This is a genomic window from Mesobacillus selenatarsenatis SF-1, assembly GCF_000813125.1.
GTDB lineage: Bacteria > Bacillota > Bacilli > Bacillales > Cytobacillaceae > Mesobacillus > Mesobacillus selenatarsenatis.
Genome location: NZ_BASE01000088.1, coordinates 25,841 through 39,800 on the forward strand (window position 1 = coordinate 25,841; position 13,960 = coordinate 39,800).

A 13,960-nucleotide genomic window follows, 5' to 3' on the forward strand; every position below is an offset into this window, starting at 1 on the left:
GGAACACTCGAGTGTTCCCTGCAATTACATAGGCTAGTTAAAATTATTTCTTGTTTACTTGGTTCATTACTTCTTCAGCAAAGTTATCTTCACGCTTTTCGATGCCTTCGCCTACTTCGTAACGAGTAAACCCGCGAAGTGTACCGCCTTTTGATTCAACAAACTGGCGAACTTTTTGGTCAGGGTTCTTTACGAATGCCTGGTCAAGAACACAAACATCTTCAAAATATTTGCTTAGGCGGCCTTCAACCATTTTAGCAACGATATTTTCTGGCTTGCCTTCGTTAAGAGCTTGTTGAGTAAGGATTTGACGCTCATGCTCAACTTCTTCTTGAGAAACTTCGTCACGTGATACATATTTAGGGTTCAATGCAGCGATGTGCATGGAAACATCTTTAGCAGCTGCCTCATCAGTTGTACCTTCAAGGACAGAAAGTACGCCAATGCGTCCGCCCATGTGAAGGTAAGCACCGAATGCATCGTTATCAGTCTTAGTCTTGATTTCAAAGCGGCGAAGTGAAAGCTTCTCGCCGATTTTAGCGATTGCATTGTTGATGCGAGTTTCAACTGTATCGCCATTTTCCATAGTTTGTGCATTAGCTTCTTCAGCAGATGCAGGCTTGTTCTTAAGAAGGTGCTCAGCGATTTCCTTAACAAGAACCTGGAAGCCTTCGTTCTTTGCTACGAAATCTGTTTCAGAGTTCACTTCAAGGATTACAGCTTCATTGCCTTCTGTAAGGATGTAAGTTGTACCTTCTGCAGCGATGCGATCAGCTTTCTTGGCAGCTTTAGCGATACCTTTTTCACGAAGGAAATCAATCGCTTGTTCCATATCACCATTAGTTTCCTGAAGAGCTTTTTTGCAGTCCATCATACCTGCGCCTGTTTTTTCGCGCAATTCTTTTACCATTTGTGCAGTAATTGCCATAATGAAATTCCTCCTAAAATCTCGGTTATATGTAACTATACTTTATTTTAACTTGATTTCGCCAATATAAACCCCAATGGAATTTATCTGGAATATAAGTCTTAAAAAAAGGTGATAAAGGGTGCTTCCCTATATCACCTTATTTTAAATTAAGCTTCTACAGCTTCTGTAGTTTCTTCGCCTTGCTTAGCTTCGATAATAGCATCAGCCATTTTAGAAGTTAGCAATTTAACAGCACGGATCGCGTCATCGTTCGCAGGGATAACTACGTCGATTTCGTCTGGATCACAGTTTGTATCAACAATTCCTACGATAGGAATGTTCAATTTGCGTGCTTCAGCAACAGCGATGCGCTCTTTGCGTGGGTCAATGATGAAAAGAGCATCTGGAAGGCCCTTCATGTCCTTGATTCCGCCCAAGAACTTTTCTAAACGCTCTTGCTCTTTCTTCAATTGAACTACTTCTTTCTTAGGAAGTACTTCAAAAGTTCCGTCTTCAGACATTCTTTCGATGTTCTTAAGACGAGAGATACGCTTTTGGATTGTTTCGAAGTTAGTTAGAGTACCACCCAACCAGCGTTGGTTAACATAGTACATACCAGAACGAGCTGCTTCTTCTTTAACAGAATCTTGAGCTTGTTTTTTAGTACCTACGAAAAGAACAGTACCGCCGTTACCAGCTAGCTCTTTCACGTAGTTGTATGCTTCTTCAACCTTCTTAACAGTCTTTTGAAGGTCGATGATGTAGATGCCGTTACGCTCAGTGAAGATATATTTCTTCATCTTAGGGTTCCAACGGCGAGTCTGGTGACCGAAGTGTACACCAGCTTCAAGCAGTTGCTTCATAGAAATTACTGACATTGTGTTTCCTCCTAATGGTTTTGATTTCCTCCGTCCAAATCATCTTCAGCCAGGAACTGACATAACAGCACCATCTGGCCGAATCAATGAACGTGTGTATTAACACCATGAGATAATATAGCATAAATAAAAGTGACATTCAAGTTATTCTTGCGTTTTTTGCCGAAATTTAAGCAAAAGTTCTATTTCTGTTTTCCCTTTATCCAGATCTCTGGCAATTTCTTCAATCGTCAAACCCTGTTTTTTCATGTATAGAACCTGGTCAATAAAACTTAATTGTTTTATTTCAACGTTATTTTCCTGTGATTCCACTGCCATTATATCTTCCTCAGGCAAATCCAAGTCGGGCGATACTTGTTCACGGTTTTGCTGGTACGCCTTCCTAGCGGCATGGTAGGCGATGCCTTTGCCAAGTTGACTCGGCTGTTTTTCCTGTGCTATATGGTCGGAGCCTTTTTCCGGCTCCTTATCTGATGCCTCTGGGGCAGCCGTTTCTTTATCACCAGGTTGATTTTGAACTTTTGTTGTTGTCATTAATTCGAGGAATTTATCATTTTCCTCTTTTAATTCAAAGAGGTAAGCTGAAAATACCTCTTCAATCTCATTGATGATTCTTTCCTGCTTTTTCTCTGCTTCTACAAGCCGATTTTGACGTAAATATAATAGGATAATTGCGAAGATTGCTGCACCGTTTAATATGAGGCTTAAAAGTAGTAGAAAAGTGGTCATAACATCCCTCTATCCGCTGTAATCAATCACCTTCCCTTTATAAGGGTGGTGGTGCTGTGCAGGTTGGTCATTCTTGTTCCTTTTATCATCCCTGCCAGTTTGCTCCTGGTGGCCTGATTGGCCGCCCTCCTGATTTAGGCGAGCTTCTTGCTTTTGGTTATTTTTAACCACCGTCTTGCGCTTTAAATCATCTTCCTTTGTCACACTTTGTGCGGCATGCTCCTGAAGATGCTGTCCCCGCTGCTGAAGTTGTTCCTGTATCTTGCCGGCATCATGTGTCCTCGGAAGCGCAATCTGCATTTCGATTGCTTTGAGGCTCATCATGTCACTTCCTAACTAGTGGACTTTCTGTATCAACAATCGGATGAATTGAAATCTCGCTATTTTCCAGATGAAAGCTAACTTTCTTGTAAAACTGATTTGTCAGGATCGCATACTTTCCGAAAAACACCTTTGTATTTGGGAATACTCTATCGTATACATTTAAGGACGAGAATAATCTATCTTGTTTCTCAATTTGTAAAAACTCGAGTTCGGACAGCAATTCAGCTAAACCAGCTTCAACATTCAGCCTTGTATTTCGCTGTTTCGCAATCATCTGTTTTTGTTCAGCAGTAAGTGCACCTGACCGGTTGCCAATTTCAGCAAGCTTCACTTCTATTTCAGTAAGTTTTCTAATATTGGCTTTTGCTGTTTCAATGGATTGGAGAGTTTCGAGCTCAGCTTTTTCCAGCAATGGATCCCAGCCAACGGCTAATTCGGTTTTGGTAAAAAGTTCATTGCCTAATTCCTTGACGGAAATATTTCGGCCAGCAGATATTGTCCCCCCGATGATTGTTCCAGTACGGCATTCTACATTACCGGCAGCAGTAAGTTTACTGTGCAGTATGGAGGACTTCACGATAATATCCTGTCCTGCTTTTACATTGGCCTGGTTCAGGTAATTCGCCAGGACATTTCCCCCCGCTGCAACCTTACCCTTCATCGCTCCGGCTACACCACCCTTGATGATGATATTGCCTTCTGCATGGAGATTGGCTGCCTCAACAAGTCCATCAACTACGATGTCTCCCCCGGCTTTCAATTCATACCCGCTTGGCACATTCCCTCTAATGGCGATATTTCCCACAAAGTCAATATTGCCTGTCCTTAAATCAAGATCACCTTTGACTTCGAATACAGGGTTGACTGAGATTGATTTTTGAGTAATGCTGACCTGCCCATCACATGCTGCAAAGAACTGTTCGGATTCCAAAACCACATTATTCCCCGGCTTGATCCTGAGGGGACGCCCAGGCTTGGCGTGAATGGTCTTCCCGGTGACATCTGTCCCATGTCGTCCATTCATTGGCGGGACTACAGATGCCAACAACTGACCCTTTCTAACTGAGGGAATATGGATGATAGAACGAAAATTAAAGACTTTATGGTCCTCAAGACTATTTTGTTGGAGTTCGTTGCGCAGGTATGAATCTGCACCATCCACTTTGGATTCTCCTACAGCAATAGTGATTGGATACTTGATAGAATTAGGATCTTCTGAGATTTTTGTTACAGCATCCTTCTGAACACCGAACACGATCTTTTCTTCTTTTAAAATATTCATTAATTGGTCTACAGAATAAGCTTTTTCTTCACTTCCGATATCTAGAATCAATTCAGCTGTAAGCCTGTCTTGTGATAACATCACCTTATATTCCGTCGCCAAGTTGATCTCCCGCCTTCTGTTAAGCTGTCTCTAACCATTTTCTCAGTTTAAATATCGCTTTTGAATGAATTTGTGAGATCCTCGATGTAGATAAATTCATGACTTGACCAATCTCTGTTAGTGTTAATTCTTCTTTATAAAACAAACTTAATACGAGTTGTTCTTTATCATTTAATTTTGAAACTTTTCCAGCTATCTCTTCCAGCAATTCGGACTTAATAAGTTTATCTTCAGGAATTTCAGCTTTTTCATCCTTGATCACAAATGATTGGTTATCGCGGTCATCATTTTCACTTGGATGCTCATCTATGGATAGTACATTCGCAAAAAAATGTTCATTTATCGTTGAGTAAATTTCTGTTTCATCCATGTTCAGTTCGCTGGCAATTTCTTCGATCGTCGCATTTCTCATAAATCGCTGTTCAAGTCTCTCAATCGCTGCATCAATCTTTTTGGCTTTTTCCCGGGTACTTCTTGGCAGCCAGTCTTCCTTTCTTAATCCATCTAAAATCGCTCCGCGAATTCGAAATGAAGAATATGTATCAAATTTCAGATCCCTGTTTGGATCGAATTTTTCTAGAGCATCATATAAACCAATCATTCCCAGACTTTTTAGATCATCTCTAGACACACTTTTCGGAAGACTCACTGAAATTCTTTGCACATGGTAGGAAACAAGTGGCATATATTTTTTTATCAGCAAATTACCTGCATCCGGATCACGGAACTGTACCCATTTATCCCATGTTACCTGTTCTTCCGATGTCGATCCTCGTACCATTGTAATCCTCCTCACGCGCATTACGCATTATTCTTTGAAGCTATTAGATAATCTACTTCCATTAAATTTCACTATTCCCTTTATTAACAGTTCTGATTTGCATCAAACCGTTTTTTGGGTCGAACTCAATTGTCCTTCCGCTATTCCCGCCTACATCCCGGGCTATAATCGGAATCCTGAGTTCCTTCAATTCTTGTAAAACTGCTTCCACATTCCTAGGTCCAATTCTCATCATGTCGCTGCTTCCGGAAAATTGGAACATTTGCGCGCCGCCTGCTATCTTCGCTTTTATTCCTGAAGGTCTTGCTCCTATTTTTATTAAGGCATTTAACAGTTCCTTAATGGCAGTATTAGCGAATTTAGCTTTATTCAGCGGCTCCGCTCGAGATAATGATGAATCTGGCAGCATAATATGTGCCATACCAGCGATTTCCCTTGCCTGATCATACAAAACCACGCCAACACAGGAACCAAGACCCGTAGTCCTTATTAAATCCGGAACCTTAACGATATTCATATCAGCAATGCCAACTTTGATGATTTCTGCTGTTTTATGCATCAATCCTTACTCCTAGTGCAGAAAAAATGATATGGAACGAATCCGGATCTGGCAATAGAAAGAAATGGCCATTCACACTGTCAGGCAGCTGTGCTTCTTCTTCATCCAAAGCCGTATCGATCACGATTGCATAATCACTCACCTGAGACAGTTCTAGCAGTCCGAAACTGATGACTGCTCCTACCATATCTATACTTAAAGCCGGTACTGAAGGGTACAAGCTTAGTTTCGTAAAATCCGAAAGAGAAGATAAATATGACCCTGATAAAATATTGCCTAATTCCTGGAGAGCGGACAATGCCAGTTCATTATCATGTTCTTCGGAAAACGAGAATGATTGGTTTTTTGTAAGTTGGCCGATATATTTCTCCGCCTGTGGAAGCGGAAGGATAAAGAACATGCTCCCTGGAGCATCGCCCTCTATCCGAAGAAAAACACTTGCTACCACATTGTCGGGTCCACCGGCGAGATCCATCACTTCGTCAAAGGATACGACCCTGACACTGGGAACTTTCATATCAATTTTTTTATTCAATAAAGTTGATAAAGCCGTTGCAGCATGTCCTGCCCCAATATTTCCTACCTCTTTTAATATATCAAGGTGAATGTCCGAAATGCTTTTTAGAAAAGTCATAGTTATATTCCCTTCACTTACAAAGCTTTAACTTCATCGGACTCAAGGATTTTGTTCAAGTCTATTAAAATCAACAACCTCTTATCCAGATTGGCTACTCCATCAATAAAACCTTCAGCTGTTATACCCACGACTTCAGGCGGTGGTTCAATCAAGCTTGTTGGGATATCAATGACATCATTTGCGCCGTCTACAATCAGGCCTACTTCTTTATCTTCTACAGTAACAATGATTACACGAGTAGCTTCGTTGTATGCTTGTTCCCCCATGCCGAACCTGACACGCAAATCCAAAAGCGGAGTCACTACTCCCCGAAGATTCATTACCCCTTTTACAAAAGGATTTGTATGAGGGACCCTTGTGATATGCATGATTTTTTCAATAGATTTCACCTGGCTTACTGGAACACCATACTCTTTATCATTCAGCTGGAACACGATTACTTTCAAGTCTGAAACCAGATTTTCAGCCATTTTCATCACTCCTAAAATATCATCGTCATTGAGTTAAGCAGGAATCTATTTTATTAAGGCGTTGCAATCCACTATCAAAGCTACTTGCCCATCTCCAAGGATCGTAGCTCCGGAAATCGCAAATACATTCGTTAAATAATTTCCTAGTGATTTAAGGACTACTTCTTGTTGGCCGATGAATGAATCTACAATCAAACCAGCCATTTTATCTCCTTTTCGAACGATAATGACAGAGTGGTATTGATCATCAACTTGCTCTGACGGTACCTCGAAGATATCCTTTAAGAACAGCAGCGGCACGACCTTGCCTCTAAAATCAATCACCTTTTGATTATGCGCATTCATGATGTCAGTGTCTTTGATTATGGCTGTCTCAATGATCGATGACAAAGGAATAGCGAATTTTTCTTTCTGGATTTCAACTAACATCACAGAAATGATCGATAAAGTCAGCGGAAGTTGAATAGAGAAAATTGTTCCCTCATTTTCCTTTGAATCGATAGAGATTGATCCTCCCAATGACTCGATCGTATTCTTTACAACATCCAATCCTACCCCGCGTCCGGAAATATCGGATATTGTTTCAGCGGTAGAAAAGCCAGATGAAAGAATTAATTCATACGCCTGTTTATCAGTAAAGCCAGCAGCGGATTGTTCGGTAATGATTCCCTTGCTGATAGCCTTCTTTAATACCTTATCCCTGCTGATTCCAGCACCATCATCTTCAATTTCAATGAACACATGATTTCCGCTGTGGAACGCACGAAGTACGACAGTACCCTCTTCGTTCTTGCCCTTGGATTTCCGCACTTCAGGTGATTCAATACCATGGTCAACTGAGTTTCTCAATAAATGTACAAGCGGATCTCCAATTTCATCAATTACGGTGCGATCCAATTCTGTTTCAGCACCTACGATTTCAAGGTTGATCTTTTTATTTAAGTCTCTAGCTAATTGACGAATCATTCTCGGGAACCGGTTGAATACCGTTTCTACCTGGACCATCCGCATATTCAAAATGATATTTTGCAGGTCACCCGAGATCCGGGACATCCTTTCGACCGTTTCAGTAAGCTCACCATTTTCAAGGTCTTTGGAAATTTGCTCTAGTCTGCCCCGGTCGATTACAAGCTCTTCGAATAAATTCATTAAAATATCAAGACGTTCAATGTTTACCCTTATCGTCTTACTGCTATTAGTTTGCTGTTTGACACTGCCTTTTTTATCTATAACCGGAGAAACTTCAGATGCAATGGATTGTGATTGATCAAGGGTAGGAGAATTGGATTCACCTGGAGCTTTTGAAGTATCCAAAGCTTCAATAGTTTCTTCATTAATTTTGTTATCAAATTCTAAGGATCTTAAGTCAGTTTTGACTACTTCAGACACCTTCATGATCATGCCTTTAATATCCTCTGGATCATCTTTTGAGACAATTGTTACAGTAAATTCATGGTCAAATTGTTCTTCCTCCAGCTGCTCTACTGATGGGTTTGTTTTGATTACTTCTCCGATCTTTTCCAGTACCTCAAAAACCATATAGACCCGAGCAGCTTTCAGTAAGCAATCTTCGCGCAGAGCGATGGCAATTTCATAAACACCGAATCCTTGTTCTTTGGACTGCTTTAATACGGTCAATTCAAATTCATCATAGTGGGATTCTTGATTGACTTCTAAAACTGCTGAAGCAGCTACCTCATTCTTAGCAGAACCTGAGAGCGGTTCCCCTTTTTCAATCAATTTCAACTTTTCGACTGTTTCAGTAACGTCCTTTTTGCCATCGCCCCCGGACGCGATCGACTGAACCATATCCTCAAGATGATCAACAGCCATGAAAATAACATCAAGGATCTCAGGAGTGGTTGTTAGCCTGTTATTCCGTATCGCATCAAGTACATTTTCCATTTGATGAGTAAGGCTTGCCAGATCCTCATAACCCATTGTCGCTGACATTCCTTTAAGAGTATGGGCTGACCTGAAGATTTCATTTATGATCGTTAAATCCTGTGGGTTCTTCTCTAATTCCAACAACTGTTCATTGCAGGCCTGTAAATGTTCTTTACTTTCTTCAATAAAGACTTCAAGATATTGATTCAATTCCATGTGCAAAGCACCTCCGGCCTCAAATATAATTCATGATTGTTTGAGCGATGTTTTCTACATTCGCTACCTCATCAACCATGTTCGTTGCAATCGCTGCTTTCGGCATCCCGAAAACAATCGATGTATCCTGCGATTCGGCAATCGCTTTAACTGTGCCGCTTTTTTTCATCTCAATCAGTCCTCTGGAGCCATCTGACCCCATTCCTGTCATAATGACAGCAATTTTAGAGTAGTTCTTGATGCTACTGATGGACTCGAACATCACATCAACGGAAGGTCGATGACCATTTCGTGGCGGCGATAGGCTAAGGCTGACTGCCAGCGTTGATCCTAAATTCTTAACCTCCATATGAAATCCACCTGGAGCTATATAAGCCGTCCCTTTTTGTAAAAGCTCCCCATCTTCCGCTTCCTTTACTTTAATCTGGCTTAGGGAATCCAGTCGATTGGCAAGGGACTTTGTAAAACCAGGCGGCATATGCTGGACGACAAGTACAGGTACATCAATATCTTTTGGCAATGAAGTTATAACCTGCTGCAATGCCCGTGGGCCCCCGGTAGATGTTCCTATGCAGACAATCTTTTTGGATTCACGGGTAAATCCCCTGGTTGTTACATGCCCAGCTACCTTGATCTCTGAATCTATTGAACTGTTCTGTTTCTTTCCAACAGATTTGGAGTCTTCAAGAAAGTTTATTTTGGTTAAGTTTGCTTTACTGGCTGATAAGACTTTCTGGATTAACTCCGTTTTGATTTTATGTAAATCAATAGAAATGGAGCCTGATGGCTTTGCCACAAAATCCACAGCTCCGGCTTGAATCGCCTGCAGAGTGGTGTCTGCGCCTTCTTTCGTAGTGCTTGAAAGCATAACAACCGGAAGCGGCTGTTCTTTCATAATCGTCTTCAAAACTTCTAACCCGTTTAATTTAGGCATTTCGACATCAAGTGTAATAACGTCAGGATGTAATTCCCGCCATTTTTTAATGGCATCCTCTCCGTTACGAGCCGTGCCAATAACATCAATTTCTGGATGTTCTGATAGAAAGTCGTTGATCAGCTTACGCATGAAAGCCGAATCATCTACGATGAGAACTCTAATTTTTGCCACTCGACCACTACCTTTCGAAAAGGAATTGCTTCAATCTAGCTGTAAAACTCCTGTTATCTCTCTTTTCGGCATTGTAGCTCTCTTTATTGATATATTTTTCGATAATCGCTGCCATTCCTTTAGAAGCTTGTGACCTTTCATTGAACATTGTAAAAGGTATTTGGCGTTTCACGGCTTCCTGAACTGTTTTATCATCTGGCAGTATCCCAAGCTTGGTAGGCGTCCTGCCCAAAAATTTAACAAGAACATCCTCGAGCCTTGCCATCGTGTCATTGCCCTCTTTGGCAGAACCCGCCCTGTTGACCACTAAATAGAAAGGCAATTCTGAATCTGCAAGATGGATGTATTTCATAGTGGCGTATGCATCCATCAATGAAGTTGGTTCAGTAGTAGTAATTACGAATATTTCGTTGACAGACAGCAGGATTGATAATGTTTCTTCGTTCAATCCGGCTCCCATATCAAAAATAAGATAATCATACTTTCTTAGTACTTCACTTAGGCTGGAAGTAAAATATTCGACGCTATCACGGTCCATCCTGACCAACTGGCTTAAACCTGTACCTCCTGAAATATATTCAACGCCATGTGGCCCTTGAAAAATAACTTCCTCCATCGATGATTTGCCTGAAAGAAAATCGGCAATGGAGAGCGAAGAATTTTTACCCATTAAAATCTCGATATTCCCCATTCCGATATCAAGGTCAAACAGCAATACCTTAAAGCCCTTTTTGGCCAGAGAAATTGAGAAGTTAAGTGAAAAATTCGATTTGCCGACTCCACCCTTACCGCTGACCACTGCAAGTGTTTTCGCTTCCTTGGCTGGAGTGTCCATCTTAAGACGGTTTCTTAATTTTTCTGCCTGGTCATTCATAGGTGCTTGCTCCAAGAATAGTATTTGCAATCATTTCAGGATTTGCCTCGATCAGGTCATCTGGAACATCTTGTCCATTGGTCAGATAGGCAATTCCAGTCGAGAACTTTATTGCCATATTAAGCATCGACCCGTAAACCGCCGTTTCATCCAATTTAGTAAAAATGAATTGATCAATATGAATCAGCGAAAATTGCTTACGTATTTCTTCCATATCTTTTTGTTTCGCCGTCAAAGCGAGGACAAGGTAGGTTTCTATGTCCTTACCAAAATCAATCACATTTTTCAAATCGTTTACATATTTTTGATTTCTGAAATTCCGTCCAGCTGTATCAATAAAGACAAGGTCATACTCAGCGAATTTATCTGTCGCAGCCTTGAAATCATCCAGGTTGTAGCAAACTTCGATTGGGACATCGAGGATTTTTGCATATGTTTTCAACTGCTCAATTGCCGCAATTCGATAGGTGTCTGTCGTAATAAAAGCCACCTTCTTCTGGTGCTTCAATACACATTCAGCAGCAACCTTTGCCAGCGTTGTCGTTTTCCCTACTCCAGTCGGTCCAATGACATTGACGAACTTCTTTTTAAAAGAAACACCTTCAAATGAAAGTGGAGAAAGCCTGTGTCCAATAGCTGTGCCAATCCATTCAGTGATTTCCTCCTCACTTGCTTTCGCTCCGCCGAGGTACCACTTTTCAAGAAGGACTGCAGCCAATTCATCAATGATTTCATGGTCTACTTCCTGATCTCTCAAGTATTGAATTTGCCTGCTCACTGGTTCTGGCAAAGAGACACCTTCGGATTTACCCGTTCCCTTTAACATTTCCTTAAGCTGTGAAATTTCTTTTAAAAGATCCTTGTCGGCTTTTGGAGGTGTTTCCGTTTTAGGATTCATCCTTACAGTTTGTGAGTCCTTTTTAGATTCGTCATCTTTTACGGACGGCTTATATTTATATGGCTTATCCATACTGGCAGGCTTTTGACTTGCTTCAGTGTCTGGGTCAATGGCGGCAATTACCTCAATGCTATTTTTCTTGAAAAATCCCATGAACCCTCCTGTCTGGACGACACGAGAATTCAAGATTACTGCATCACTTCCCAATTCCCCTCTGACTAGTTTCATTGCTTCCGGCATGGATGAAGCTGTATATTTTTTCACTTTCATTCTACATTCACCACTCCGACACTTTGGACTTCAACATTTGCTTCAAGTTCGTTATAAGACAATACAGGAATCTGTGCAAAATACCTTTCAGTCAACTGGCGCACATACATCCTGACTGCAGGGGAGCATAATATGATTGGTGTTTGTTCCATTATGCTCAATTGCTCCACCTGGTTTGCCACAGATTCCAAGATGCCTTGAGAAACGGCGGGGTCAAGAGATAAGTAGTTACCGTGCTCTGTTTGCTGGACACCATCTGCAATTACCTTTTCTACTCGTCCTGATAGTGTAATCACCTTTAAGGTTTCTCCATTTCGCGAATACTGGTTCGTAATTTGCCTTGCAAGTGCCTGACGAACGTATTCAGCAAGGATGTCTGTATCTGTTGTTACTTTTCCGTAATCTGCAAGTGTTTCGAAGATTATCGGCAAATTCCTGATTGATACATTCTCCTTAAGCAGCTTGCCAAGTACTTTTTGAATTTCACCAACTGATAATGGATTAGGTGTTGCTTCCTCGACAAGGATTGGATAGCTTTCACGAAGATGGTCGATCAGCTGCTTCGTTTCCTGTCTTCCCAGCAATTCATGTGCATTAGCCTTGATCACTTCTGTAATATGTGTCGACACCACTGAAGGAGGATCGACAACGGTGTAGCCGAAGATTTCAGCCTGTTCCTTCATTTCTTCGGTGATCCATTTAGCAGGCAATCCAAAACTTGGTTCGATTGTATCGATCCCTTCAATAGAATCATCATCTATGCCAGGACTCATTGCCAGATAATGATCGAGAAGCAACTCTCCCCTCGCCATTTCGTTTCCTTTGATTTTCAGTCTGTATTCATTAGGCTGGAGCTGGATATTGTCCCGGATCCTGACCACCGGAATGACCAGTCCCAGCTCAATGGCCAGCTGCCTTCTGATCATGACAATCCGGTCAAGAAGGTCTCCTCCCTGGTTAGCGTCTGCAAGTGGTATCAACCCATAGCCGAATTCAAACTCAATCGGATCAACATTTAATAGATTGACAACACTTTCAGGACTCTTCATCTCGTCCATCTGAATGTCTTCTTCCATTTCCTGCAGCTGCTGCTTATCAGGCTCTGGAACACGGGAGAAGGAATAGCCGCCAAAAGCCATCAATGCCGCGATTGGAATCGTAAGCATATCGTGGATCGGCGTAAACAACCCTAAAAGGAAAATCGTTGCTGCTCCGACATACAGCATTTTAGGATATGCAAGTAACTGTGAGGTAATATTAATTCCAAGATTCCCGTCAGACGCTGCACGAGTAACCACTATACCCGTCGCTGTCGAAATCAGCAGTGCCGGAATTTGACTGACAATTCCATCCCCTACTGTCAATAGTGAGAATTTTTCAGCTGATTCTCCAATGCTTAACCCCAATTGAGTCATGCCGATGACAATCCCGAAGATCAAGTTGATCAGAACGATGATGATTCCTGCTATCGCATCTCCTTTTACGAATTTACTCGCACCGTCCATCGCGCCGTAAAAATCGGCTTCACGGCTTACTTTTTCGCGTCGTTCACGCGCCTGATGTTCAGAAATCATCCCGGCATTCAAATCAGCATCGATACTCATTTGCTTACCAGGCATCGCATCAAGCGTAAACCTTGCTGCAACCTCTGACACACGCTCTGAACCTTTCGTGATGACGATGAATTGGATAATGATCAAGATCAGGAACACAACCATACCGACAACCACATTCCCTCCGACAACGAAGGTACCGAAGGTCTCAACCACCCCGCCGGCTTCACCTTTTGACAGAATTGAACGTGTTGTCGATACATTCAGGCCAAGCCTGAATAAAGTTAACAACAGCAGCAGTGAAGGAAAAACAGAAAACTGGAGCGGCTCGGTCATATTCATTGTGTTCAATAGCACCAGGAGTGCAATTGAGATGTTTACCATGATTAGTACACTTAATAGCCATGGCGGAAAAGGAATGATCAACATGGCTACGATTAATATGACACTAAGCAGGACGGACAGATCTCTTGCTGACATAG

Annotated in this window: 14 protein-coding genes; all 14 read right to left on the minus strand. The window is 41.7% G+C overall.

Annotation, left to right across the window (positions count from 1 at the left end; all coding sequences use genetic code 11):
* Positions 1-43: 43 nt before the first annotated feature.
* Complete coding sequence (gene tsf, locus TY49_RS17615) at positions 44-928, minus strand: translation elongation factor Ts (protein WP_041967224.1); 885 nt, start codon at positions 926-928, stop codon at positions 44-46.
* Between the two features lie 149 nt (positions 929-1,077).
* The gene (rpsB, locus tag TY49_RS17620; protein ID WP_041967225.1) at positions 1,078-1,788 is read right to left on the minus strand and encodes a 30S ribosomal protein S2; all 711 of its coding nucleotides are present in this window, start codon (positions 1,786-1,788) and stop codon (positions 1,078-1,080) included.
* Positions 1,789-1,932: 144 nt separating this feature from the next.
* Positions 1,933-2,517: a hypothetical protein gene (locus TY49_RS17625; protein WP_041967226.1), complete on the minus strand. Its 585-nt coding sequence runs from the start codon at positions 2,515-2,517 to the stop codon at positions 1,933-1,935.
* A gap of 9 nt (positions 2,518-2,526) precedes the next feature.
* Positions 2,527-2,841, minus strand: a complete 315-nt coding sequence (locus TY49_RS17630) for a hypothetical protein (RefSeq protein ID WP_232310479.1) — start codon at positions 2,839-2,841, stop codon at positions 2,527-2,529.
* Position 2,842: 1 nt separating this feature from the next.
* Positions 2,843-4,225, minus strand: coding sequence for a flagellar assembly protein A (locus tag TY49_RS17635; protein WP_041967228.1), 1,383 nt, complete (start codon positions 4,223-4,225; stop codon positions 2,843-2,845).
* 19 nt (positions 4,226-4,244) lie between these two features.
* Positions 4,245-5,006 carry a FliA/WhiG family RNA polymerase sigma factor gene (locus TY49_RS17640; protein WP_041967229.1) on the minus strand — a complete coding sequence of 254 codons (762 nt, stop codon included), beginning with the start codon at positions 5,004-5,006 and terminating at the stop codon, positions 4,245-4,247.
* Between the two features lie 61 nt (positions 5,007-5,067).
* Entirely contained in the window at positions 5,068-5,565 is a 498-nt protein-coding gene (locus TY49_RS17645) for a chemotaxis protein CheD (protein ID WP_041967230.1), read from the minus strand.
* Complete coding sequence (locus TY49_RS17650) at positions 5,558-6,199, minus strand: chemotaxis protein CheC (RefSeq protein WP_041967231.1); 642 nt, start codon at positions 6,197-6,199, stop codon at positions 5,558-5,560. The genes TY49_RS17645 and TY49_RS17650 overlap by 8 nt, the downstream gene beginning before the upstream one ends.
* A 17-nt stretch (positions 6,200-6,216) precedes the next feature.
* Positions 6,217-6,672, minus strand: a complete 456-nt coding sequence (locus TY49_RS17655; protein WP_439646183.1) for a chemotaxis protein CheW — start codon at positions 6,670-6,672, stop codon at positions 6,217-6,219.
* 45 nt (positions 6,673-6,717) lie between these two features.
* The gene (locus TY49_RS17660) at positions 6,718-8,775 is read right to left on the minus strand and encodes a chemotaxis protein CheA (RefSeq protein WP_041967233.1); all 2,058 of its coding nucleotides are present in this window, start codon (positions 8,773-8,775) and stop codon (positions 6,718-6,720) included.
* A gap of 19 nt (positions 8,776-8,794) precedes the next feature.
* A complete protein-coding gene (locus TY49_RS17665) occupies positions 8,795-9,883 on the minus strand; it encodes a protein-glutamate methylesterase/protein-glutamine glutaminase (protein ID WP_084135534.1) in 1,089 nt (362 codons plus the stop codon).
* Positions 9,884-9,890: 7 nt separating this feature from the next.
* A complete protein-coding gene (locus TY49_RS17670) occupies positions 9,891-10,757 on the minus strand; it encodes a MinD/ParA family protein (RefSeq protein WP_041967234.1) in 867 nt (288 codons plus the stop codon).
* Positions 10,750-11,925, minus strand: coding sequence for a flagellar biosynthesis GTPase FlhF (gene flhF, locus TY49_RS17675; protein WP_041967235.1), 1,176 nt, complete (start codon positions 11,923-11,925; stop codon positions 10,750-10,752). The genes TY49_RS17670 and flhF overlap by 8 nt, the downstream gene beginning before the upstream one ends.
* The gene (flhA, locus tag TY49_RS17680; protein ID WP_041967236.1) at positions 11,922-13,958 is read right to left on the minus strand and encodes a flagellar biosynthesis protein FlhA; all 2,037 of its coding nucleotides are present in this window, start codon (positions 13,956-13,958) and stop codon (positions 11,922-11,924) included. The genes flhF and flhA overlap by 4 nt, the downstream gene beginning before the upstream one ends.
* Positions 13,959-13,960: the final 2 nt, after the last annotated feature.

Bases quoted from the DNA above. Each gene is read 5' to 3' on its own strand.
- TY49_RS17655 (WP_439646183.1), bottom strand. From the start codon at position 6,672: ATGGCTGAAAATCTGGTTTCAGACTTGAAAGTAATCGTGTTCCAGCTG.
- TY49_RS17630 (WP_232310479.1), bottom strand. From the start codon at position 2,841: ATGATGAGCCTCAAAGCAATCGAAATGCAGATTGCGCTTCCGAGGACA.
- TY49_RS17645 (WP_041967230.1), bottom strand. From the start codon at position 5,565: ATGCATAAAACAGCAGAAATCATCAAAGTTGGCATTGCTGATATGAAT.
- flhF (WP_041967235.1), bottom strand. From the start codon at position 11,925: ATGAAAGTGAAAAAATATACAGCTTCATCCATGCCGGAAGCAATGAAA.
- rpsB (WP_041967225.1), bottom strand. From the start codon at position 1,788: ATGTCAGTAATTTCTATGAAGCAACTGCTTGAAGCTGGTGTACACTTC.
- tsf (WP_041967224.1), bottom strand. From the start codon at position 928: ATGGCAATTACTGCACAAATGGTAAAAGAATTGCGCGAAAAAACAGGC.
- TY49_RS17670 (WP_041967234.1), bottom strand. From the start codon at position 10,757: ATGAATGACCAGGCAGAAAAATTAAGAAACCGTCTTAAGATGGACACT.
- flhA (WP_041967236.1), bottom strand. From the start codon at position 13,958: ATGTCAGCAAGAGATCTGTCCGTCCTGCTTAGTGTCATATTAATCGTA.
- TY49_RS17640 (WP_041967229.1), bottom strand. From the start codon at position 5,006: ATGGTACGAGGATCGACATCGGAAGAACAGGTAACATGGGATAAATGG.
- TY49_RS17650 (WP_041967231.1), bottom strand. From the start codon at position 6,199: ATGACTTTTCTAAAAAGCATTTCGGACATTCACCTTGATATATTAAAA.
- TY49_RS17660 (WP_041967233.1), bottom strand. From the start codon at position 8,775: ATGGAATTGAATCAATATCTTGAAGTCTTTATTGAAGAAAGTAAAGAA.
- TY49_RS17625 (WP_041967226.1), bottom strand. From the start codon at position 2,517: ATGACCACTTTTCTACTACTTTTAAGCCTCATATTAAACGGTGCAGCA.